Source organism: Flagellimonas sp. (genome assembly GCF_965233845.1).
In the GTDB taxonomy this organism is placed as follows: Bacteria; Bacteroidota; Bacteroidia; order Flavobacteriales; family Flavobacteriaceae; genus Flagellimonas.
The window spans coordinates 323,734-347,689 of sequence record NZ_OZ247584.1 but is presented as its reverse complement, the minus strand read 5'-3'; the positions used below and the strand labels follow the sequence as shown (position 1 = coordinate 347,689).

The 23,956-nt window shown below is 42.4% G+C and carries 16 protein-coding genes and 2 tRNA genes; 7 read left to right on the top strand and 11 right to left on the bottom strand.

The window, feature by feature from the left end:
• Window positions 1-38 precede the first annotated feature (38 nt).
• Window positions 39-1,274, top strand: coding sequence for an ATP-dependent Clp protease ATP-binding subunit ClpX (gene clpX, locus ACO6S0_RS01485; protein ID WP_422350278.1), 1,236 nt, complete (start codon window positions 39-41; stop codon window positions 1,272-1,274).
• Here the strand turns inward: clpX and ACO6S0_RS01480 are convergent.
• Window positions 1,271-1,810: a hypothetical protein gene (locus ACO6S0_RS01480; protein WP_422350277.1), complete on the bottom strand. Its 540-nt coding sequence runs from the start codon at window positions 1,808-1,810 to the stop codon at window positions 1,271-1,273. The two genes, clpX and ACO6S0_RS01480, sit on opposite strands and share 4 nt — an antisense overlap.
• A gap of 165 nt (window positions 1,811-1,975) precedes the next feature.
• A complete protein-coding gene (locus ACO6S0_RS01475) occupies window positions 1,976-3,496 on the bottom strand; it encodes a GH3 auxin-responsive promoter family protein (RefSeq protein ID WP_422350276.1) in 1,521 nt (506 codons plus the stop codon).
• Window positions 3,497-3,597: 101 nt separating this feature from the next.
• Here ACO6S0_RS01475 and ACO6S0_RS01470 point away from each other — a divergent pair, with 101 nt between their 5' ends.
• Window positions 3,598-4,392, top strand: coding sequence for a DUF2797 domain-containing protein (locus tag ACO6S0_RS01470; protein WP_422350275.1), 795 nt, complete (start codon window positions 3,598-3,600; stop codon window positions 4,390-4,392).
• Window positions 4,393-4,416: 24 nt separating this feature from the next.
• The gene (locus ACO6S0_RS01465) at window positions 4,417-5,241 is read left to right on the top strand and encodes an endonuclease/exonuclease/phosphatase family protein (RefSeq protein WP_422350274.1); all 825 of its coding nucleotides are present in this window, start codon (window positions 4,417-4,419) and stop codon (window positions 5,239-5,241) included.
• Here the strand turns inward: ACO6S0_RS01465 and ACO6S0_RS01460 are convergent.
• The 3 genes from ACO6S0_RS01460 to sppA are packed head-to-tail and all read right to left on the bottom strand — an operon-like array spanning window position 5,238 to window position 10,426.
• Entirely contained in the window at window positions 5,238-7,916 is a 2,679-nt protein-coding gene (locus ACO6S0_RS01460; protein WP_422350273.1) for an AsmA-like C-terminal region-containing protein, read from the bottom strand. The two genes, ACO6S0_RS01465 and ACO6S0_RS01460, sit on opposite strands and share 4 nt — an antisense overlap.
• 39 nt (window positions 7,917-7,955) lie before the next feature.
• Entirely contained in the window at window positions 7,956-8,663 is a 708-nt protein-coding gene (locus ACO6S0_RS01455) for a queuosine precursor transporter (protein ID WP_422350272.1), read from the bottom strand.
• 2 nt (window positions 8,664-8,665) lie between these two features.
• A complete protein-coding gene (gene sppA / locus ACO6S0_RS01450) occupies window positions 8,666-10,426 on the bottom strand; it encodes a signal peptide peptidase SppA (protein ID WP_422350271.1) in 1,761 nt (586 codons plus the stop codon).
• 67 nt (window positions 10,427-10,493) lie between these two features.
• Here sppA and folK point away from each other — a divergent pair, with 67 nt between their 5' ends.
• Window positions 10,494-11,639: a 2-amino-4-hydroxy-6-hydroxymethyldihydropteridine diphosphokinase gene (gene folK, locus ACO6S0_RS01445; RefSeq protein WP_422351861.1), complete on the top strand. Its 1,146-nt coding sequence runs from the start codon at window positions 10,494-10,496 to the stop codon at window positions 11,637-11,639.
• A 104-nt stretch (window positions 11,640-11,743) separates the two neighbouring features.
• On the opposite strand, the gene ACO6S0_RS01440 is transcribed toward folK, so the two are convergent.
• On the bottom strand, window positions 11,744-12,295 hold the full coding sequence (locus tag ACO6S0_RS01440; RefSeq protein WP_422350270.1) for an RNA methyltransferase: 552 nt from the start codon (window positions 12,293-12,295) through the stop codon (window positions 11,744-11,746).
• 143 nt (window positions 12,296-12,438) lie between these two features.
• On the opposite strand from ACO6S0_RS01440, the gene mutS reads away from it, so the two are divergent.
• From mutS to ACO6S0_RS01425, 3 genes are all read left to right on the top strand, one after another.
• Window positions 12,439-15,021 (top strand): DNA mismatch repair protein MutS, encoded by a 2,583-nt coding sequence (mutS, locus tag ACO6S0_RS01435; RefSeq protein ID WP_422351860.1) that lies wholly within the window; start codon window positions 12,439-12,441, stop codon window positions 15,019-15,021.
• 196 nt (window positions 15,022-15,217) lie between these two features.
• Window positions 15,218-15,290, top strand: a tRNA-Gly gene (locus tag ACO6S0_RS01430).
• A gap of 72 nt (window positions 15,291-15,362) precedes the next feature.
• Window positions 15,363-15,447 (top strand) — tRNA-Leu (locus tag ACO6S0_RS01425).
• A 295-nt stretch (window positions 15,448-15,742) separates the two neighbouring features.
• Here ACO6S0_RS01425 and ACO6S0_RS01420 read toward each other — a convergent pair.
• The 5 genes from ACO6S0_RS01420 to ACO6S0_RS01400 form a co-directional block, all read right to left on the bottom strand.
• Window positions 15,743-16,081, bottom strand: a complete 339-nt coding sequence (locus ACO6S0_RS01420) for an SdrD B-like domain-containing protein (protein ID WP_420398679.1) — start codon at window positions 16,079-16,081, stop codon at window positions 15,743-15,745.
• 107 nt (window positions 16,082-16,188) lie between these two features.
• Window positions 16,189-18,186, bottom strand: a complete 1,998-nt coding sequence (locus ACO6S0_RS01415; RefSeq protein WP_422350269.1) for a SusD/RagB family nutrient-binding outer membrane lipoprotein — start codon at window positions 18,184-18,186, stop codon at window positions 16,189-16,191.
• 11 nt (window positions 18,187-18,197) lie between these two features.
• Window positions 18,198-21,776 carry a SusC/RagA family TonB-linked outer membrane protein gene (locus ACO6S0_RS01410; protein WP_422350268.1) on the bottom strand — a complete coding sequence of 1,193 codons (3,579 nt, stop codon included), beginning with the start codon at window positions 21,774-21,776 and terminating at the stop codon, window positions 18,198-18,200.
• Window positions 21,777-21,960: 184 nt separating this feature from the next.
• Window positions 21,961-23,106 (bottom strand): FecR family protein, encoded by a 1,146-nt coding sequence (locus ACO6S0_RS01405; RefSeq protein WP_422350267.1) that lies wholly within the window; start codon window positions 23,104-23,106, stop codon window positions 21,961-21,963.
• Between the two features lie 139 nt (window positions 23,107-23,245).
• On the bottom strand, window positions 23,246-23,836 hold the full coding sequence (locus ACO6S0_RS01400; protein WP_422350266.1) for an RNA polymerase sigma-70 factor: 591 nt from the start codon (window positions 23,834-23,836) through the stop codon (window positions 23,246-23,248).
• Window positions 23,837-23,956: the final 120 nt, after the last annotated feature.

The following is a 23,956-nucleotide window of genomic DNA, read 5'->3' as shown; positions in this document are numbered from 1 at the left end:
TTCCGTTATTGTGGTTGAACTTTATGAGTTAGTCTTATATGGCAAAGGAAAATTTGGAATGTTCATTTTGTGGAAGAAAGAAGCCGGAGACCAATCTTTTGATCGCCGGACTGGATGCACACATATGTGACAGATGTATTGAACAGGCCCATAGTATTGTAGCGGAAGAGTCCAAGCAATCCAAGAATCAGGATCTTTCTTCAGAGTTGGTTTTGAAGAAACCTATGGAGATTCGTGATTTTTTGGACACTTTTGTAATTGGGCAGGAACGCACCAAAAAAGTAATGTCCGTTGCCGTTTACAACCACTATAAAAGATTGCTTCAGCCCAAAAACAAGGAGGATGAAGTAGAAATCCAAAAGAGCAACATTGTAATGGTGGGGCAGACCGGTACCGGTAAAACATTGATTGCCAAAACCATAGCCCGCATGTTAAATGTTCCTTTAGCCATTGTTGATGCAACGGTGCTTACAGAGGCCGGATATGTTGGGGAAGATGTTGAAAGCATTCTAACCCGTTTGCTTCAAGCGGCTGACTATAACCTGGAGAAAGCGGAGCGAGGGATAGTCTTCATTGATGAAATTGACAAAATTGCCCGTAAAAGTGACAACCCATCCATTACCCGTGATGTATCCGGGGAAGGAGTGCAACAAGGACTTTTGAAATTATTGGAAGGTACGGTGGTCAACGTTCCACCTAAGGGAGGGCGTAAGCATCCAGACCAAAAGTTCATTGAAGTAAATACTGAAAATATCCTATTCGTGGCCGGTGGGGCCTTTGACGGTATTGAAAGAATCATTACCAAACGTTTGAACATGCAGGCTGTGGGCTATAGTGCCTCTAAGGCTGAAGATCGATTGGATAATGAAAACATATTACAATACATCATTCCAAAAGACTTAAAGGAATTTGGTTTGATCCCAGAAATTATTGGAAGACTTCCTGTACTGACCCACATGAATCCATTGGATTCCAAAACTCTGCGTGCAATCCTTACCGAACCCAAGAATGCCATTATCAAACAATACGAAAAATTGTTTGCCATGGACGGAATCACGTTCAGCATCACGGAACAAGCACTTTCTTATATAGTGGATAAGGCGGTGGAATACAAATTGGGTGCTCGTGGACTCCGTTCCTTATGCGAGGCCGTCTTTACCGATGCCATGTTTGAAATGCCCAGTACCGAAGAAAAGGAATTTAAGGTCACCAAGGCTTATGCCGAGGAAAAGTTATCCCACGAGACCATCAAAAAGTTAAAGGCAGTTTCTTAGATTGCTTTTTTGGTCACTTTTTCCAAAAGGTCCAAACAAACTTCGGAAATAATTTTTTCGTCAGAGTAGAGCTGATGTCCAAAACTTGGGACCACGTTCAAATCGACCTCCAGTTGTTTGGCCCATTTCATGCCAGGTTTGAATTTATCACATTCCCCAAAAATAAGGTTCATGGGCACATTGGGTCTTTGCTTTTCGTAGCGGATGCGGGTTGGCGAAATGGCCGTCAAGGATTTCATGGGAAGTCCTTTAAGGGCCGCTTTCCATGCAATGGTTCCCCCTGTGCTAAACGCTAGGTAATGACTGGGTTCTGATTCTTTTTTCAGTAAATGGGCAACAGCGGTATCAATACCGCCCTCAACAAAGGCCTTATGGATGTTCTCTTCTGTAGATACAGGAACATCTATATCGGCCAATTGCTGGCAGTCATAAAATTTAATATTGTAATACTGCTGCAGGTACCCGAAGTACGAAGTTATCCAGAGTCCTTTTTTTACCCCCCACATATCGGAGATAACAACTAGTTTTTCAGCCATGCCAGTTATAATTTAGTTTAGTTTTAAGATGAGGGAACTTTGTTTGCTCATCCAAACTTCAAGCTTAAACGCTAAAAAACCGCATTTATTTGTCCAAAAGGAAGGATTGTTCGACGAATGGGGAAGATTTGCGAAAACGTTTTCGTAAATCCGTTATTCTTTGTATTACTTGCCCTCCATGTTCATTTCCAATAATTCATCCACATAACAACGTTCATTGGATAATCTGGGAATCTTATGTTGTCCACCAAGTTTGTTTTTGGATTTCAACCAATCATGAAAGAGATTTTTACGGGCCATATGAACCTTGGGCATTTTAAGGGTAATATTGTTGTAACGCTTGGCTTCGTAATCCGAATTCAGTGATTTTAGGGCATTATCCAAAAATTCTGTGAAGTAATCAACATCTTTAGGTGGCTTACGAAACTCAATGATCCATTCATGAGCTCCTTTTTCCTGCCCGTTCATAAAAATGGGTGCGGCGGTATAATCCATGATTTCTGCATCCGTCTTTTGGCAGATCTGTTTCAAGGCCTCCTCTGCATTTTCTATGATCAATTCTTCACCAAAGGCATTGATATGGTGCTTGGTCCTACCGGTTATGCGTATGCGATAAGGGTCTTTGGAAGTAAAACGTACCGTATCCCCTATTTTGTAGCGCCATAGTCCGGCGTTGGTGGTTATTACCATGGCATAGTTTACTCCTGTTTCCACATCCCAAAGAGGAACTGCTTTTTCTTCCTTGCCGTAGGTATCCATGGGAATAAACTCGTAAAAAATACCATAGTCCAACATCAATAGTAAATCGTCTTTATTATTTCTATCCTGAATCCCAAAGAATCCTTCCGAAGCGTTATAGATTTCATAGAAATTGAAGCTCTTTCTGGGCAACAACTTTTTATATTGATCTCGATAGGGCGCAAAACTCACTCCCCCATGAAAGTACACCTCCAAATTCTCCCAAATCTCAAAAAGGTGGTTTTTGCCTGTCTTTTGCAAGACATTGTTTAACAAGACCAACATCCACGAGGGCACTCCGGCCAAACTGGTAACATTTTCCTGGATGCTCTCTTCAATGATGGCTTCCAACTTGGATTCCCATTCTGCCATTAAGGAAACCTTGTTGCTGGGCGTACTGCTAAACTCGGCCCAGAGGGGCATGTTGTCAATTAAAATAGCTGAGAGATCCCCAAAAAAAGTACCATTGTCCTTATAGAGTTCCTTACTTCCCCCAAGCCTTAGACTTTTCCCTGTAAAAAGCTGCGAATTCTCGTTGTTGTTCAAATAGAGGCACAAAAGGTCCTTACTGGATTTGTAATGACAATCTTCCAGAGCTTCGCTACTGACCGGAATAAATTTGCTCTTGGCGTTGGTAGTTCCACTACTTTTGGCAAACCATTTGATCGTTGTGGGCCAAAAAAGATTTTGTTCCCCCCTTCTTGACCGTTCAATCAGCTCCGCCACTCCCTCATAATTTCTTATGGGCACCCTTTCGGCAAATTCCTCATATTGGCCAATGTCCCTAAACCCATATGCTTTGCCCAGTTGGGTATCCTTTGAAAAATCCACTAGATGGAACAAAACCTCTTTTTGAACATCCAAAGGGTATTTCAAAAAAAGTTCTATTTGATGATAGCGTTTTTTCAACAACCAAGATGCTATGGAATTAAATAAAGGTATTGGCATTTTTGGGTATCTTTAACCGAGTTTGGGGTTAGGGGTCTTGTAGCTAAAATAGGGCATCTACCCCTTATTTTCAAAATACGCTTAAAAACAGCCATTTTAACATGCTTTATCAAGGAGTGCTCCGAAAAATGCGAACCGAAAATGGGAATCCCATTCAATATTTTCTGGTTTTTGAAAACGACTTTATCAATGTCAACCAACTTTTAAACAAAGAAATCCAAATCGATTTTATTAAATACCAGTGCTTAAACTGTGGCAGGGAACGACCCATTTACCGGCAAGGATTTTGCAAATCCTGTTTTTACGAAAGCCCGGCAGCTGGGGATTGGATCATGAAACCTGAACTGAGCACCGCCCATTTGGACAAGGAAGATCGGGATTTGGAATATGAAAAAAAGACCCAATTGCAGCCCCATATTGTGTATTTGGCCAATTCAAGCAACGTAAAAGTTGGAGTCACCCGTAAAAATCAGGTGCCTACTAGATGGATCGATCAAGGCGCCCATGAGGCCATAGAAATTGTGGAAGTCCCCAACCGTTATTTGGCAGGAATTACCGAAGTGGCCCTAAAAGCACATGTAAGCGATAAGACCAGTTGGCAAAAAATGCTCAAAAACGATATTGAAGACGTAGATTTGGCTGAATGGCGGGATAAACTCAAAACCCACATCCCGGAAGAAGTTGCAGGTTATTTTATTGATTCCAATACGGAGACCCATTTGGAATTTCCGGTGCTCCAATACCCAGAAAAGGTAAAAAGCCTCAATCTGGACAAGACCCCAAGCTATTCTGGTATTTTAAAAGGAGTTAAAGGCCAATACCTCATATTTGAAGACCAAACCGTTTTTAACGTTCGTGGCAACGAAGGTTATTTTGTTGGCATAGGAATTATGTAAATGTGACAATTATTCAATTATTTAATGAAACAAATCACTCTAATTTCTCTTTGTATTGGATTTGCTTTGGGCATGAATGCCCAGCAATCCATCATGACTTTCAATATTAGGTACAACAATCCCAAGGATGGTGAAAATTGGTGGGAAAAAAGAAAAGCGGATGTTGGGGCCTTGGTCAACTTCTATCAACCCGATGTAATGGGAATTCAAGAAGGGTTACATGAACAGGTGGCTTTTTTGGATGATTTTCTTACCCAATACGACTACGTTGGAGTTGGAAGGGACGATGGCAAACAGAAAGGTGAATATGCAGCCCTTTTCTACAATCGGGACAAGCTTGAACTATTGGATACCAAAACCTATTGGCTCTCCGATACTCCAGACCAGGTTTCGATAGGATGGGATGCCGCTATGGAACGCATAGTCACCTACGGGAAGTTCAAGGATAAACATACCCAGAAAATACTGCATGTTTTCAATTGTCACTATGATCATATAGGCCCTTTGGCCCGGGAAAATTCCTCCAAATTGGTTCTTGATTTGATCAAAAAAATGGGAGTAAGCAACGAACGGGTAGCCGTGATTGGTGACTTGAACAGTCTTCCCGACAGCAAGCCCATTCAGGTACTGACACAAGAGCTCCATGATGCTTTTGAGACCAGTAAAAAATCACCTTACGGCCCTGTTGGCACCTTCAACAGCTTTAAATCCATGGACAATCTTGAGCGTAGAATAGACTACATCCTGGTCAAGAACTTGACCGTGAAAAGTTATATTGCCATTGATGACAAAAGAAAAAATGGCTTTTTTGTTTCCGACCATTTGCCTGTTTTAGTTAGGGTGGACTAGTTATTATTCACGGTATCCTTTTTCTTTTTGCCCAACAATCCGCCCAAAATGGATTTGGCGGTATTTTTCACTGGATCTTCCTGGGTTTCCGTGGAATCCGTGGTTTCCTTTTTGTTGCCCAACAAATCTCCTAAAGTTTCTGTAACCCCTTTAGATTTGGTAGCCGTAGAGTCTTTTTTATCCGATTTGAATACATCGGCAATCAAATCTTTGGCCTTGTCCTTGCCCTGATTGACCAATTTTTGCTTTTGAATCTCCACCAATTGATTGGTCAGTTTGGTCACTCCGGAACTTAGATCTGTACGGACCGAAGGACTGGTGTAATTGCCCCCTATGCTTGCCACCACAGGAATGGTCAAGTTTTCCAAATCCGAATTGTCAATTTTAGCAATCAAATTGTTTACCTCTGGTCCCAAATATTTGGCCGGGACATCCAAGGTGGCGTTGTAGTTCAACTGCTTATCAAAGGTGTGACTACCATCCACGTTTATGGCTATGTCCTTGTATTTTAAACTAAAGGGCTTCACCTTAACAGAACCGTTGTCAAAGCTCAAAGCGGTTTTTAAATCGCTCAAATCCAAATCCTCCGTATTTAAAAAACTGAGCTGCCCGGTTAATGACGAAAGCAATGGAGCCTTTTGGGCATTCACTTTGGTGGACAACAACTCCGCCAACACATTCCCGGAAATAGTGGCTAGGTTAGGTGTAAAATCCTCTTTCAGATTTCCCGAAATCTTCACATCAGAATTCAATTTACCTTGCAGCGCATTGGCCAAAGGTGCCAACACTTTAAACAGTTCCAGAGAAGCAAAGGAATCGTCAATATTAAAATTGTCCATTCCCAAATCCATATTAAAAGTGGAAACTTCCTCTTTGGTGGACACGGAACCAGTAAGTCCCAACGTGCCCCCGAACAAATCGGACTGCAGGCCTTGAACGGTAGCCGTTTCATCCTTGATGATCAATTTCCCTTTTACGTTTTTCAAGCTGAGATTATCGTACAATACCGTATTGGCCGTAGCATCAATGGTACAATCCAAAAAAGATGGAATTTTGATTCGTTCCTCAACAGTTCCCGTATTTTCTCCAGATTCCTCCCCAGATTCCTCCACCATAAAATCGTTCAGGGCAAAGGTGTTCGAACTTAAAGTGAAGTTCCCCTCCACATTCTCCTTATTGAACATAAAGCCCAATAAATTATTGAGGGTTCCCTGCGCGTTAAAATCCGTACTTCCTGTTTTCCCTTTAAAATTGCTCAGTCTAACCCGCTCTGGTGTAAAATTGACCGCGGCTGAATTAATCTGTATGGGATTTTTAAGCTCATCAGAGCGGTATTCAAAACCTTCCAGGGCCAAATCCCCCTGGGTTTGGGTATTAGCATATCGTTTTTTTTCCAATGAGGCCATATCAAATGCAGTGGTCACATCTGCCGTTAAAATTCCCTTTAACCCATAATCTTCTGACACCGGATAGGCCTGGGAAATATTCGCCAAATTGATCTTACCATCCATTTGGGCATTCACCTTGGTATTGCCCATTAAGTCCCTAATCTTGGCGTTTAGGTCAAATTTATCCTGATCAATGGTAAATGATAGCTTGTTGATATCCACATAGGTGTCTTCTGTAATCCCTGTTTTGTTATGAATCTCCGTATCAATATGGACATTGCGTACCGATTTGGGCAAATCTGGATATTTGAAAGACGCATTTTCTGAATTAACGCTGATATGAAATGTTGGAATGTGTTCCTCATCCACAATTCCCTTAAATTGACCTGCCACCTCAAAATTCCCTGTAGTGCTAACATTTTCAATGTTTTTTGAATACGCCTCTGGAATAACGGCCAAGAAATTTTTGAAATCCGAAGAAGGGGTCTTGAAACTAATATCCACTTCCTGGTTTTCTTCATTCACCTGTACAAAGCCATCAAACACAAGAGATAATTGGTTCACCATAGCCTTGTTTTCCAAAAAGGAGTATTTGTTTTCCTTAAGGTCGATGCCAATCAAGGCATCCAGAAAGATTTTATTGTTGTTCAAGTATTTGGTGCTGTCCATTTCAAAGGATACCAAGGCATCCGTCAAGGTCTTCAATTGGGATTGCTCCAGGGAAAGGTCACCGGTTCCGGAATGATTCATTTCAGATATGGCCAAACGCATTCCACTGGACAAATCGTGATAAATGATTTCAGAATTGGTTATGGCATAGGAATCCATGGAAAGGGTAAAACTGTCAGAAGTCGCTTCGGAACTTGCCGCTTCTCCCCCATCATCTTTACCAATATCATAATTGGCATTTTCATTTTCATCCACTACAATACGCAGCTTAGCAGCTTCTACTTCCAAACTTTTGATGCCAATAGGTTCCTCGGCCGATTTAAAAAGCTCCGAAATTCCCATTTTAAGGGCTATGCCCTCTGATGCAAACAAGGTATCCCCTTCAAATGGGGCCTTATTGACCAAAGAAATATTGCGGAGTTCCACATGGGCGTTGGGAAAACTCTTGAGCAAACTTAGGTTGGCCTTCTCAAAATCCAAGGTGGCGTTTATATTTTGGTTTACCTTGTTTTTAATGATTTCGGCAACCTTCCCTTCCAGGAGCAAGGGCAAGGAAATTACCAAGGCGATAAGTACAAGCAGGCCGATGCCTACAATTTTTAGCAGCTTTCGTTTCATAATTTGGGATTTAATTACCACAAAATAAGGAAGAACTGCTCAATCCAGACTAATCTCCTCCCCTATTTTTAAGTTAAATCTTTTTCTAAAGAGATATACGAATAGATAGAGCAAAGGGGTGTCCAACAGCGCAATAAAAACTTTAAAGAGGAATCCACTGATGACCAAACCGTAGAAAAGTTCCCATGGAATCTCCCCAAAAATACAGAGCAGAAGCACTACCGTAAAGGTGTCTATAAACTGGGATGAAAAGGTGGAAAAGTTGTTTCGCAGCCAAAGGTACTTGCCCTTGGTTATCCTTTTCCAAAAGTGGTAGAGTTGGATATCTATAAATTGGGCCAACAGGTAGGCCATCATGGAAGCAAAAACGGCCACAATAGTGTTCCCAAATACGGATTTGAACATTTCGTTGTTCACCGGTGACCAATCCGTTGCAGGGGCAATATTAGCCACGGTGACAATCAATAAGGAAAAAAATGAGGCAAAAATCCCTGCAATGACCACTTGATTGGCCTTTTTCTTGCCGAAAATTTCCGATATTAAATCCGTGATCAAAAAAGTAATGGGATAGGGTAAAATCCCCACGGAAATTTCAAACAAGGGAGCTCCAACAACTTCAATTTCCCCAAAGGGATTCCAATAAAAGAACTTTTGAAAAATAAGATTGGACACCACCAAGGAGGTGATAAACAAAGCCCCAAGATAGAGGTAGATGGAAAAGGCAACTTTCTTGTCCTCTTGGGTCATTCTTATTTGATATTTAGACTAAACGGCATTCTGGCCTGAATTCCTTTTTGTTCGGTAATATTTTTAAACTCCTTTAAAATACGATATGCTTCCCCGCCAATTTCCTCTTGGATAAGAACCTCTCCCACTTTGGACTTTGCTCCGGCCATATCATCCATAAACCGCTGGAAATCGGATTTATACCTGGGGTACTTCCGAATGCCAAAGTCCCCTAAATCGGCCATTTCTGCAGCAGCTTCAATGGCATCGTCCAAACTTCCCAATGCATCCACCAATCCGTTTTCCACAGCATCTACCCCACTCCAAACCCGTCCTTGAGCCAAGGCATCCACAGCTTCCAAACTCATATTTCTTCCTGCTGCCACCCTTGCCAAAAAGGTTTCGTAAGTATCTTCTATACCCTCTTGAACCACATCCCGGAACGTATCGCTCATGGGCTCGAACAAAGAGTAGTCTACCGAGTTTTTGTTGGTACCCACCTGCTCCGCATTTATTCCAATGTTCCCAGCCAGTTCGTGCGCATTGGGTATAGTGCCAAAAACCCCAATAGAACCTGTAATGGTAGTGGGTTCTGCAAAAATTTTATCCGCGGCAACCCCAATATAATAGCCGCCAGAGGCCGCCACGTTTCCGAAGGAAACGACCACTGGTTTTTCTTTCTTGGCCAATTCCACCTGGCGCCAAATGATATCAGATACCAGGGCGCTACCCCCAGGAGAGTTCACGCGCAGCACAATAGCCTTTACATCCTCATTGTCCACTGCTTTCTGCAAAGCTCGGGTAATCAAACCCTGACCTATAAATTCCTTGCCACCTTCTCCATAATAGATTTCTCCCTCTGCATAGATAACCGCAATCTTATCCCTTCCACTTCTTAATCTTTTGGATCCGGATACTTGCAAATAATCATCAAACTTGACATAGTTAAGGGGTTCCGTTGCTTCCAGGCCCACCTGAGCCTTCAGCAAGGTTTCGTATTCATCAAAATAAATTTCCCCATCAATCAAACCCGATTGTACCGCAAACTTTGGGGTTCTACCACCCAAGGTATCCGCAATAACATTCAGACGGTCAGTGCCCATGTCACGGGAAGCTCCTATATCTTCCAACATTTGTCCCCAGATAGAACCGATCAATTCCCTAATCTGTTCCCTGTTTTCCTCGCTCATGGTATTGGATAAATAGGGTTCCACGGCACTTTTGTACTTACCATGGCGGATTACTTCCATCTTTATACCGGCTTTCTCTTGCAGGTCCTTAAAATAGAGCACTTCGGTAGCCAAGCCTTTAAAGTCCATGGCGCCCACCGGATTTAGGTAGAGTTCATCGGCCACACTGGCCAAGTAATAATCCTTTTGGGTAAAGAAATCGGAATGGGCATAAATAAACTTTCCTGTTGACTTAAAATCAGATAGTGCCTTCCTTATTTCTTGGGCTTGGGCCAAACCAGCCTGCAAGAAACTGGTGGTCAAACTTATTCCTTTGATGTTATCGTCCGTGGCAGCCACGTTAATTCCGTGAATAATATCGTCCAATCCAACCTCGTTACTCCAAAGCCCGGCAAAAGGGTCAGTATCATCCCGTCCCACATAATCACGGATAGGTTCGGTAAAACTCAATTCCAAAATGGAATTTTGTTTCACCACAACGCCCTGATCGGCACTTCCAATCAAGGTCAGGAAAATCATAAACATGGCCATCAGGATTCCAAACGCCATCAAACACCCCAAAATAGCGGCCAAGAGATTTCTCAAAAACTTCATGCAACAAATTTTATTAAAGGCCAAAGATAACCATTGTGGATTGTTTTGTTATTTTGCCTTTCTGATTATGGCACCAAAACAGCAGGCATATTTATCCCTTGGAAGCAATTTGGGCGAACGCGCACTAAACTTGCAAAAGGCCGTGCTGGAAATTGCCAAAAAAGTAGGGGATATTACAGCGGTTTCCTCAGTTTATGAAAATGCTGCCGTGGGATTTGAAGGAGGTGATTTTCTCAACGCGTGTATTGGTGTTCAAACCGAGCTTTCCCCCTCCGACTTGCTCCAGCAACTTTTACAGTTGGAAAAGGATTTTGGACGGGAGAGAAAAAGTCAAACGGGATACCAATCGCGCACCTTGGATATCGACATCCTATTATACGGCACAGAAATAGTTGAAGATGCTGCCTTAAACATCCCGCATCCAAGCATGCAAGATCGTAATTTTGTTTTGAAACCCCTTGCCGACATTGCCCCCCAGTTGTACCATCCTGTTTTGAACAAGGACATCCGTAACCTGCTTCAGGAATGTAAGGACCGTAACCAACTTGAAAAAACCAAGCATAAACTCTATAAGAGTCGCCTGGATTTGTTTTCCCAATTGCAATTCATCGCCATTGAAGGGAATATTGGAGCGGGCAAGACCACGCTTTGTAAAATGATTGCTGAAGAATTTAATGCCAAGTTGGTTTTGGAACGTTTTGCGGACAACCCTTTTTTACCCAAATTTTATAAGGACCAAGCCCGTTATGCCTTTCCTTTGGAAATGTCCTTTCTGGCAGACCGCTACCAGCAGTTTACGGATGACACTTCCCAATTTGATCTCTTTAAAAGTTTTATGGTCAGCGATTACGATATTTTCAAATCGTTGATCTTTGCCAAGATCACCTTGCAAAAGGAGGAATTTAAGTTATACCGCAAGGTTTTTAACTTTATGTACAGGGAGGTCAAAAAACCGGACATTTATTTATATCTCTATCAAAATACGGAGCGATTGTTGTCCAATATCAAAAAAAGAGGGAGGGAATATGAGCAAAACATCCCTCCGGATTATCTCGCAAAAATAAACCAAGGCTATTTGGATTTTATCAAGGGACACCCCAACCAGAACAGTATGATTTTGGATATGAGCGACTTAGATTTCGTAAACGATTCTTCAGATTATCAGAGGGTTTTGCAAGCTCTTGAGAACCAGATTTTAAGCCTCAATTTTTAGGAGAATTTTTGCAAAATGTTTGGATATAACGAATGGTTTTATTTTATTAGACCTCTCTAATCGAGAAACTAACTAACTCAAACTATATGTTTAGCCCTGATTTTTCAGGGCTTTTTTGTTTTTTGGGCATTCATTTTGTTCCAAACATGCCACACCACTACCCCAGCACTTACCGAGATATTTAAAGAATGCTTGGTGCCAAATTGTGGAATCTCCAAAACAGCATCACAGGCGGAGACTACATCTTGGGAAACTCCTTTGACTTCGTGACCAAAAATTAAGGCTAAAGGTGCATCCAATTGGGGTTCAAAGTCATTCAACATGATGGCAGCTTCCGCTTGCTCTACAGCTATGGTCTTAACTCCTGAAACCCTGAGTTCCTCAACCAATTCCAAGGTGTCTTTTCGGTACTCCCATTCCACACTTTCGGAAGCACCCAGAGCCGTCTTTCGGATGTCCTTATGGGGCGGGGTCGCTGTAATTCCGCACAAATAGATTTTTTGTACCAAAAAGGCATCCGCTGTCCTAAAGACCGAACCAATATTGTTCAGACTTCGGATGTTGTCCAGAATAAGTATGATTGGGGATTTTTGTGCTGACTTAAATCCCTCGAGGTCCAATCTATCCAATTCCCTGTTTTCCAGTTTCCGACTCATATTTTTCAACTATTGTGGCAAAAATATCAACAATTATTTTGGGGAATGCCTGAAAAAGCTACATTCGTTTCAACCTCTTCATTTTTAACCAAAATAACAGCGCTTTGGCAGCTTCTTCAAAATCGAAAAAGGTAACTCCTTTAATGCAGCAGTACAATACCATCAAGACCAAGCATCCTGATGCGTTGTTGCTTTTTAGGGTTGGTGACTTTTATGAGACCTTCGGGGAGGATGCCATCAAGGCCTCTAAAATTTTGGGTATTATACTTACCCATAGGAATAATGGGGGCGATAAAACTGAATTGGCCGGTTTTCCCCACCATTCCCTAAATACCTATTTGCCCAAGCTGGTCAAGGCAGGACAGCGAGTGGCGATTTGCGATCAGTTGGAGGATCCCAAATTGACGAAGAGCATTGTAAAGCGGGGAGTCACCGAATTGGTTACACCCGGGGTGGCCCTCAACGATGATATTCTATCCGCCAAAAACAATAACTTTCTTTGTGCCGTTCACTTTGGAAGGCAAAAACTTGGGGTGTCTTTCTTGGATATTTCAACAGGCGAATTTCTAACTTCCGAGGGTTCCGCCGAACAGGTGGACAAGCTCCTGCAAAACTTTTCCCCTAACGAGGTATTGGTCTCAAAAAATCACAAAAAGGAGTTTTTGGAGGTATTTGGCAGCCAATTGCACAGTTTTTTTCTGGAAGATTGGATTTTTCAGGACGATTATGCCCTAGAGAGTCTCAACTCCCATTTTAAGACCAAAACCCTCCAAGGCTTTGGCATTGATCATTTGGCCCATGGAATTGTGGCATCAGGGGCGGTACTCCATTATTTATCTGAAACCCAACACAAGCAACTGCAGCACATCAACAAAATCCAGCGTATAGCAGAAGAAGAATACGTTTGGATGGATCGCTTTACCATTCGAAATCTGGAACTTTACCATTCCACCAACCTCAATGCGGTAACACTGTTGGACATCATTGACAAAACCCTTTCACCCATGGGGGGACGGTTATTGAAGAGATGGCTTGCCCTTCCCCTTAAAAATCAGGATAAAATCCGCAGGAGACATCAGGTGGTGGCCCATCTGAAAGCGGAGGAGCCACAACTGGAAAAGCTGCAGCATTGGATCAAGCAAATGGGGGATTTGGAACGCTTGATTTCCAAACTGGCCACGGGGAAAATCAACCCAAAGGAGGTAATCCAGTTAAAGAATTCTTTGGAAGCCTTGGTTCCCATCAAACAATTGGCCCAGGAAAGTTCCAACCCCTCATTGAAACAAATTGGGGAGGATATGGATGCCTGTGAAGCGCTTCGGACCAAAATAAAAGAAGTGGTGCACGAAGAGGCCCCAGTAAACCTTGCCAAGGGGAACACCATTGCGGAAGGCTACTCCAACGAATTGGATGAACTGCGCAATCTGGCTTTTTCCAGTAAGGACTATCTGGATAAAATGCTGGAACGGGAAACCGAACAAACGGGGATCACTTCTCTTAAAATAGCTTCCAACAACGTTTTTGGGTATTATATTGAGGTTAGGAACACCCATAAGGACAAGGTTCCCGAAAGTTGGGTCCGTAAGCAGACCCTGGTCAATGCGGAACGCTACATTACCGAGGAACTTAAGGAATATGAGGCCAAAATCCTTGGGGCCGAAGAACGAATTTACCAATTGGAGCAACAATTGTTTGAACAGCTGTTGGTCTGGATGCAGGAATACATCGCACCCGTGCAGCAAAATGCGTACTTGGTGGCCCAGTTAGATTGCCTTTGTGGTTTTGCACAATTGGCTCGTGAAAATGATTATGTGGAGCCCACAATCTCCGATTCCACCACTTTGGAAATTAAAGACGGTAGGCACCCGGTTATTGAAAAGCAATTGCCCTTGGGTGAAAGTTATGTCACCAATGATGTGCTATTGAACCGGGAAGAGCAACAAATCATTATGATTACCGGACCCAATATGAGTGGTAAATCGGCTATTTTGAGACAGACCGCGCTTATTGTACTCTTGGCCCAAATGGGCAGCTTTGTTCCCGCTTCCAAGGCCCATATTGGTTTGGTGGACAAGATTTTTACCCGAGTTGGCGCCAGTGACAATATTTCCATGGGCGAGTCCACTTTTATGGTGGAGATGAACGAAACGGCCTCCATCCTGAACAATTTATCGGAAAGGAGCTTAGTGCTCCTGGATGAGATTGGACGTGGCACCAGCACTTACGATGGTATCTCCATTGCTTGGGCCATTTCGGAGTATTTGCACGAACATCCAGCCAAGGCCAAAACGCTCTTTGCCACGCATTACCACGAACTCAATGAAATGACCACAACCTTTGAGCGTATCAAGAATTTCAACGTTTCGGTAAAGGAGTTGAAAGACAATGTGCTTTTCCTAAGAAAATTGGTTCCCGGGGGAAGTGAGCACAGCTTTGGAATCCATGTGGCCAAAATGGCGGGCATGCCTCAGCAGGTGATCCAAAAAGCCAATAAAATCCTGAAAAAACTGGAAAAATCCCATTCCAGCGAGGAAATCACGGATAAGCTACAGGCCACCCAAAACGAAATGCAATTGAGTTTCTTTAATCTGGATGATCCCCTTTTGGAGGAAATCAAGGAAGAAATCCTGCATTTGGACATTGATACCTTGACCCCTGTGGAGGCTTTGATGAAGTTAAATGAAATTAAACGGCTGTTAAGTAAAAAGAAGACAGCCAGTTCGTAGAACATTTTTCTTGAATTCTTGCGATCTCTTTTGCTTAAAAATTCTTTCGGAATTGAAGAAATATATTAAATTTGCATCCGCACCAGCGAAAAGGGGTGCATAGTTCTTTAAAATGCGAAAATAGCTTCCCGATGCATATCGGGAGTAGAGCATGAAATCTTAAAGAGATTTAGCTCTGAAGCTATTCGCTTTACAAGCGAAAATAGCTCAGTTGGTAGAGCATCACCTTGCCAAGGTGGAGGTCGCGGGTTCGAATCCCGTTTTTCGCTCGACTTCAACTCCGCTCAGTGCTTACGGGTGGAGTTTTTTTTTGGAGTCCAAAGCCGTGCCTTGGCAAGCAAGCTCGAGTGGTGGAATTGGTAGACACGTTGGACTTAAAATCCAATGGCCATTGTGGCCGTGCGGGTTCAAGTCCCGCCTCGAGTACAGCGAGGGAAGCCCTTACTTTGTAAGGGCTTTTTTATGGAACAAAGTGACATAAAGAGGACTTGTGTCCACTGCCTATGAAAATCGGTACCCGCCTCGAGTACAAAACCCTTACTACGAAAGGTTTTTTTGCCGTATGGTTTTCTTTTTTTCACAGAAAACTTACAGCTTTCTAATATTCCGTAAAAAGAAAGCCGGCCATAAACGGCCGGCAATCCAACTAACATAACTCAAACAATATGCGTTGCGAACTCTGTTTCAATAACTGCTAGTTTTTTAAAACAAAGTAAGCCCGCTATTTCTGATTCAAGGTAAGTACAACTTCCTTTGCAACTTCTCCTCCTACATACACAATTTGGGGAGTATTACCTGTATCCCAAACAACATCACCAACAGTAATGGTAGCACCCACATAATAATTGGCCGCATCCAAGCCCGTAAAGTTGAAGTTACCTTCGGCATCCGTTGTTGTTTGTTGGAGCAAGGCTGTATTCTCGGAATACAACTTTACGGTGATACCCGATAGTATGTTGCCATTATCTCCACTTGCATTTCCGAATATAGATCCTTCATCATCTTTGGTACAAGAAACTACCAAAAGCAATGTGAGGATGACATAAAAAACTCTCTTCATTTGTTTGTTTTATTTATTGACCGTGACTAGAAGCCAAAATTTTACTTACAACAGGAACTGTTCTAATCATTTTGGCCTCGTGATGTCTATTCGATCATGTTTAGATTTTATTCAAGTACATTTTTCCATTTAGTATCGCGTCCGGTAAACCAAACTGGAATATCGGGATCGTCCGTTTGGCTAATGATTGCCCAAGCCGCAGGATCTGTCGCCTGAATATTGGGATTGTACAAAAAGCGCTCCTTCCATCGAAATGTTTCATAAGGTGATCCAGGGTTATCTCCTAGATAGTTTATTAAACGTCGGGCAGCTGTCCATGGCACCTCAAAGTTGAATAGACCGTAGTGCAACTGCAATTGATTGAAGATAGCCTGAACCTTCTCTTGATCTGTCATAGTATCAAATTGCTGGGCGGCATATTCAGCAAAAGCGGCAGCATCATATTCCTTTGTAGGTCTATCCCTTTCAATACGGGAGGGATCCATGTTACTTGGGAACGCAGGTACAGTTTGCTGGCTATACGTGTTGTCATTATTAACGTCATACCAATAATCACAAGACAATTTAATGGCATTTGCATAATGTTCACGAGCCGATCCTGCATTTCCAAAACCACGTACTGCAGCCTCGGCCAATGAAAGTTCAGTTTCTACAGCATGCAAGGTGGGGTATCTAATGTCAAAGTTGTACAAAGGACGCACGTTGAATTCTGCAATCATGTTATTATCAGTACCAATCTGAAAATTAGTATCACTAGAACTTGTAAGATACCCACGGAAAGCATTTAGCAAAAAGGCTTCGCGACCCACCAAGGTACCTTCCAATTCTGCACTGAGTGCAATGGTCTGCTCGTCACCATCTTCAGAACCAAAAGAAACTTCAGTAACATTTACATCCGTCATAATTGGATGGTTAATGTAATAAGTCCTTATTATTTTGTTCAAATAACTATTGGGGTCGTTACCATTATCCCAGCTGGTTTCAGCACCGATATACCGTCCTAAGATATCCGAAGAGAAAACGTATTTGATTCTGGGATCCACTGTTCCGTTCTCAAGCCCTTCAGCAGCGTTATCACCACTAAAATAGTACAAGGTTTCACCTTCAACTTCCACACTTTCTTCCGTTGGGATACAAAACATGGTATCTTCCAAATAACGTTTTGGAGCACGACATTCATCTGCTCTTTCCCTGAAAGCCCTTGTTATTCCTAATTCACGTTGCAAGCGAGCAGGATCAACAATAGCAATATCCGCTAATCCCGCTACGTCATTTGCCTCGTCAAAAAGTGGTTTCCCTATCAACTCATTGATGGTTGCCGTAGTGAGGTCGGGAAGTCGTTCACTAACGGTCATGGCCCATCTTAATCGCAAGGAGTTTATATACTTTCTCCATTGCATAATGCTACCATTAAAAATAACATCCTGATTTTGGAAAACACTTAGTTCGCTAGCATCCAATTCCAAAGTGGATAAATATTCCTCAATTTCACCTAGTTCAGCAATTATAATAGGGTACACTTCCTCTTGACCCAACCATTCAGCTCTTTCGCCATCCAAGGCTCCAGCAGATCCCGTCTGAAAATAAGGAACATTGTCATAGCCGTCAATTCCGCGTTGGTAGGCATATCCCTTCAAGGCATGCAACAATCGCATAAAAAGTACATCCAACTTGGTACGATCCGCTTCAGCAATGTTATTGAACTCCTTTTGAGCCCAAAGGATACCCTTTACCCAATTACTGTTCAATTGATTAAAAACTGATTGATTAAACCCATTGGATCCCCAATCGTTTTCAACATCACGTAAGGTGTATGAAACACCAAATGCTTCAGGTGCCATGTAATACAATTGCACTCCGGTTCCCATTACACGAGATCCGCTTCGCATCTGATGATATTGGGCACCATAATCACCCCTTAGATAAAATCCTTGGGTCAACTGGGAGGTAAAGTATCCAGCAATAATACTTACTCCGGCTGCATCTGCTTGGCTTTTGGAAAAACCGTCTGGATCTTGGTACAGCTCCTCTAGCTGATCTTGACAACTATAAGATGTGGCCAAAACCAGAACACATAAAGTCAATTTAGTTAATACATTTTTCATAATACGCAATTTTATAGTTTAACTCTTAAGGACAATCCCAACGATCTCTGCAAGGGCAATGCTGTGGTAGAAAAAGCACCAGCCGACCACCCAGTTCCATTGCTCGCTTCAGGAATAGAGTTGGGCGCAGCTTTATACAGATAAGCAACATTATTGGCAAAAACAGAGATTACAGCTTCAGACAACCCCATTTTCTGGGCAATAACGGGAAGCCTATAATCCAACGACACATTACGTAACGCTATATAATCACTTTTAAAAATTCGATCTTCCGGGAAGAAACCATTGGAAAAGTAAGATGACCCATAATAATCCTCGGCGGATACAACTTGGGTATTTGGTGTCCCATCGCTGCGTACACCATCCAATATAACTCCGTCGTTAAAAGTTGCCCCAGTTCCTGGGTTTGTTCCCGCTACTCTGGCACCTTCATCATTTATATAATAGGCTTGACCTCCTGTAGCAGCGTCCCTAAAGGGTAAGCTTTCCCGCAAGACTCCTGCGGCCAACATGTATGTCTCAGCTTCACTTACGAAAGTAGCACCAAAAGAATAATCTATATTGGCCACTAAAGTGAAGTTCTTATAGCTAAATCTATTGAACGCACCCCCTGTAACATCGGGAAGCAATTTTCCAACCTTTCTGTTGCTGCTTCTGCTGTATGCGTAACGAGCTCCACCGTTTTCAACAATGCGAGCACCGTTATTGGGATCGTTGTCATCAGATGGGTTTATGTAGTTCCGGAATCCTTGTTGTTGGATGATCGTCCCGTACTCGCCCCCTACTTCGGCAACATAGTTAAGGCCATTTCTCTCGAACAACAATTGGGAAGTAAGATCATCGGTTAAACCATTTACCTTGGTCTGGGCTGACGCAAAGGTCATATCCAATCCCCATTGGAAATTCTTGTTGAAGATTGGCTTGGTCCTAAGCCCCAATTCCCATCCGGTGTTCTGTACATCAGCTGCATTTACCCTAACCGTATTTACCCCAAGTCCTGGTGGAGCAGTAATCGCCATAATTTGATCATAGGTATTTGCTCTATATATGGAGAAGTCAATACCTATTCTTTGGTTTTCAAATAAGTAGGCTTCAAGACCTGCTTCAAACTCACGTTTTCTTTCTGGCTTCAGGTTTTGTACAAACTGGGCATCGATTGGTGGTAGGGAACTTGGAGGACTTAGAATGAATCCATTCCCAGATTGCGATACTCCAAGGTTTACATTACCAAAGTACAATGGTCCTGGTCTTCCTACATCTGCCCAAGAAGTCCTCAGTTTTAAAAACTTAACAAAAGAAGGAAGATTCAAGGAGTTGGAAGCAATCCAAGTAGTACTTAAACCTGGGTAAAAATAGCTGTTGTTATTCGGTGGCAGGATAGAGGACCAGTCCTGACGTGCCTGCGCCTCAACAAAAATCTGATCCTTCCAATCTACCTGGACAGATCCCAAAACTCCATACAGTATATCACGCCCATTATCGTTAATGTAATTGGGCTGCTGACCAGAAGGCAGGTTGGTAAAAGAGAAGAAGTTAGGGATTACAAATCCACCTATACGCTCCGCCCCTTTAGTCTGAAAGCGATTATCTCTATGTATGGCACCTACAAGACCAGAAATGCCCCAGTCATTAAAGCGAGTATCAAAATTAAGTGTTCCTTGAATATAGGACCTTCTGATCTCACGATTTTGATCCCTGAACACTGAGCCACTATTTGGCCCTATTAAACTGGGGTCTTCCAATTTACCTTTATAAATACTTCTTTCATCGGTATTATCGATCCCAGCCAGGATTTGTGCACTAAAGACTTTGCTCAAGGTTATGTCCAAGGTTAAAGACTGAATACCGTGAATACGTCTAAATTCACTTTCATTCTGGGTCCAATCCCAAAGGGAGCCTACTACAGTTTGTCTCCCTGTAGAGATAAATTCCCTTTGCTGATCTTCGCCTCGGAAAAAGTTAAATCCATTTTCCGTAACCAGATACCTCCTCAAAAGATCTACATCAACATCACGGGTATAACCTCCCAGACCGGAGGTGGAACCTTGTGCGTCAGCAGACCCCTCAAAAGAGGCGTTTAAGTTATCAGTCACAAAATAGTTCCCCACATATTTAAGCGAAATGGCATCATTAAGTTTATAAGAAGCATTTACGCTAAAGGTATTTCGGTCGTAATCTCCACCTCTTGTAATGGGCTTGTAATCCATATTGGTGTATGCAAAACGAACAGAACCCTTTTCTCCACCCGAACTCACTGCAACATTAAGAAGTCTTTGACTACCTGTTCTAAAAAGTTGATCAAAAACATCCTTTCTTGTGGGTTGCCACGGACGAAGGGAACCATCCCACCAGCGAAGTTGTACACTGGGGTCATATCTGGGGCCAAAGCCAGGGCCACTAACATCTAGAGCCCTTTCGCCCGCTTCATTGATATAAAAGCCTTGGTCGTCGTTTGCATCTATACTTGCGCTACGACCCGTTCCGTACTGATCTTGAAGGACTGGTGTAAACGCACTTTGTTCTATGGTTGTGGTCATGGAAGCACTAATACCAAGTCCCCTACTTCTGGATCCCGATTTAGTAGTAATCAATATTACCCCATTGGCTCCTTCACTACCATAAAGCACAGAGGCTTTTGCCCCTTTAAGGATTTCCATGGACTCAATGTCCTCCGCGTTAATATCATTTATTCCCGTTCCATTGTCCCTTCCTGTTCTTGCATTTCGAGTAATCCCAGTATCTTGATCATAAATTGGGATACCGTCCACAACAATTAAAGGCCGCGTGGTAGAATTCTGGTCAAAGGATACGGCATTACGGATATTGATTTTAAAACCTCCCGTAGGTCCGCTAGCCGTACTGGCCACTTGCACACCGGAAGCGGTTCCATAAAGTGATTGCAAGGCATTAACAGGAGATCCACTGGCAAGAACTCGCTCGGAATCCACCTTGGAAACCGCATAACCCAGTGCTTTAGCGTCTTTTCTAATACCCAATGCGGTGACCACTACTTCATCCAACTGACCTGCGTCTTCTTTCATGGTCACATTGATTGTGGTCTGATCCCCAACAGGAACTTCTTCAGTGACAAAACCTATATAGGAAAACACCAAGGTGGCGGAATCACTGGACACATTAAGGGTGTAATTACCATCAAAATCGCTAGATGTTCCATTGCCTGTTCCTTTTTCAATAACATTAACCCCCGGAAGCGGTTGCCCCTCAGCATCTACCGTGGTTCCGGATATGGATCTCTGGACAACCGCATTGTTGTCATCAGTTTGGATCTGTGTGTTCCTTTTGAGCACGATCTGTTTGCCCAATATCGAATAAACGACATTGCCATCAGTGAAAATTCTATCCAAGATTGTTTTAATCCTTTCATTCTTTGCTTTGATGGAAACAATTCTTCCCAGATTGACTTCCTGGGTATCGGCCAAGAACTTAAAATCGGTATTTCGTTCTATCTCATCCAACACCTTTTCTACCCTCACCTGCGTTAGGTCCAACGAAATTTTTGTGGTTTGAGAGTATGTACTGGCCTGAATTTGGAAAAACGAAACAATTACCAAAATTGTTGTCAGTTTCATTTTGAGGTCAAATTTCGGGATGCCCCATAACGGCACACCCGAATTAGTTGTTTTTTTCATACTTTTAATAGCGTTATTGTGGTTTAACATTAGTTTGAATCACGTTTGACCATCGGAGGATGTTGGCCCATCCTCCGATTTTGTGATTTTTTGGTTCGTTAGTTTTTGGTCATGCAAGTTTGTTTTAATTAATAATTATCTGATTGTTAGATATGGTGTAATCAATAGCGTAATTCTCCTTGAACGCCTCCATTACTTCCTCAATGGTCTCAATGTCAAAAGAAGCGTTGTAAAATTTCTCATCCAAAGAGGTGTTGTTGTTGATTATGGAAACATTATATCTCCTTTCAAGTTTTTTTCGAATATTCTTAAACGGACTGTTTTTAAAGACAATTCTTCCGTTGATCCATGAGGTATAGATGTCCGTCTCCACCTCCGTCACCATCATTTCTGCCGTTATTTTGTTCCAAGATGCCTTTTGGTTGGGTGTTATGACCAAGGAGCCCCGAACTTCATCAGTATTACGGGCGGATAACTTCACGGATCCCTCCACCAAAACCGTACTGATATCCTCATCTTCTGGGTAGGACGAAACATTGAACTTGGTTCCCAACACTTCCACCTGAATATTGTTGGCATTGACCAAAAATGGATGGTTTATATCTTTGATAACATCAAAGTATGCCTCACCCCAAACTTCGACTTCCCTAGGGCTGCCCTCAATAAATTGAACAGGATATTTTATAGTACTTCCCGCATTGACTTTTACAGTGGTGCCATCTGACAACACCAAATCAAATCTTTTACCCAATGGGACAGTCAATTCATTGTAAACCAATTCTTTAGAATTTGGTTTTTGCTCATAGGCAATGGTGTTTCCCTTTTGATACCCCACCACGTTGCCCTTGGAATCGGTAATTTTCTTTTGGTCGTTCTCAGAAATCACGTCCACATTACCATTATCCAAAGTCAGAACTATGGCATTGGAATTGTCCGGATGGGGCGTAGCGGACAGTCCTGTTTCCTTATAATGCTGGAAAACGTAGAGCACCCCAAAAACGACAGCTACAGTGGCAGCATATTTCAGCAACCTTGTGGACCGTAAGGGCTTTGCTTTAATGCTTCTTTTGGATTTCTTTGCCATCCCTTCGGTCAACCGGTCCAACATCCTATCCTTCAACTCCTGTCTATCTCCTAATTCTTCGGGCCAACTTTCAGAATCATCCTCCTGATAACTATTGAAATAGTTAAGTAAAAATCTTTCTTCTTCCTTAGTGGTTTTTCCCTCTAGATGTTTTTCCAATAAGGCTAAAAAGCTCTTTTTATCCATACGAATCAATTAGCCCCTGATGGGCCTTTATTGTATAGTGTCAATTATGGAAGGTATCCCCTATTTAAAAATGAATTTTTTTTCATTTTTTTTTCAAAGGGCTAAATGCAAAGGGAAATATTAGACGCGGAAAGGGGAATCAAAAGAGATGAAAACCGATGAGAATCAAAAAACTTCCCACGGTATTTCTCAGTATTTTAAGAGCCTTGGTCATGTGGTTCTCAACGGTCTTGGTTGAAATATCCAAGCGACTCGAGATTTCGGCATGTGTTAATTGCTCATTCCGGCTCAGCTTGTAAACTTCCCTACACTTCTTTGGCAATTGCTCCACCCTACTGTTCACTTGGGCTACCAACTCTTGGTATAAATATTCGGATTCTGGGCAACCATAATGTACCCGTGGCCCAAGGTTTTCGAATACCTCAACCCGGACATTTTTGCTCTTTCTTCGAATCTGGGCAAAAACCTGATAGCGTACACAGGAAAAGAAATAACTTTTGAACGTGTTAGTAATTTTTATTTTTTGCCGACGGTTCCATATATCCAGGAAGACATCTTGAACCACATCCTCGCAAAGTTTCTTATCCTTCAAGATGTTATAAGCAGCCAAAAACGCAGCATCCCAATACCTATCATAAAAGGCCGTAAGGGCACCTTCATCGTCATTTTTAAGACGATTTAAAAGGGCCTCATCAGTGTGTAGGAGGAACGTTTTTGTTTGTTTGGTCATGACGGAAATGCTACATAAAAAACTATCAGCAATAAAATCCTAAAGCCAAAGTAAAAGAAAAAACCAAACACGCGCTTTACCATTTTTTAGCACTTTTATATACTTTTTTTGCATTTAACA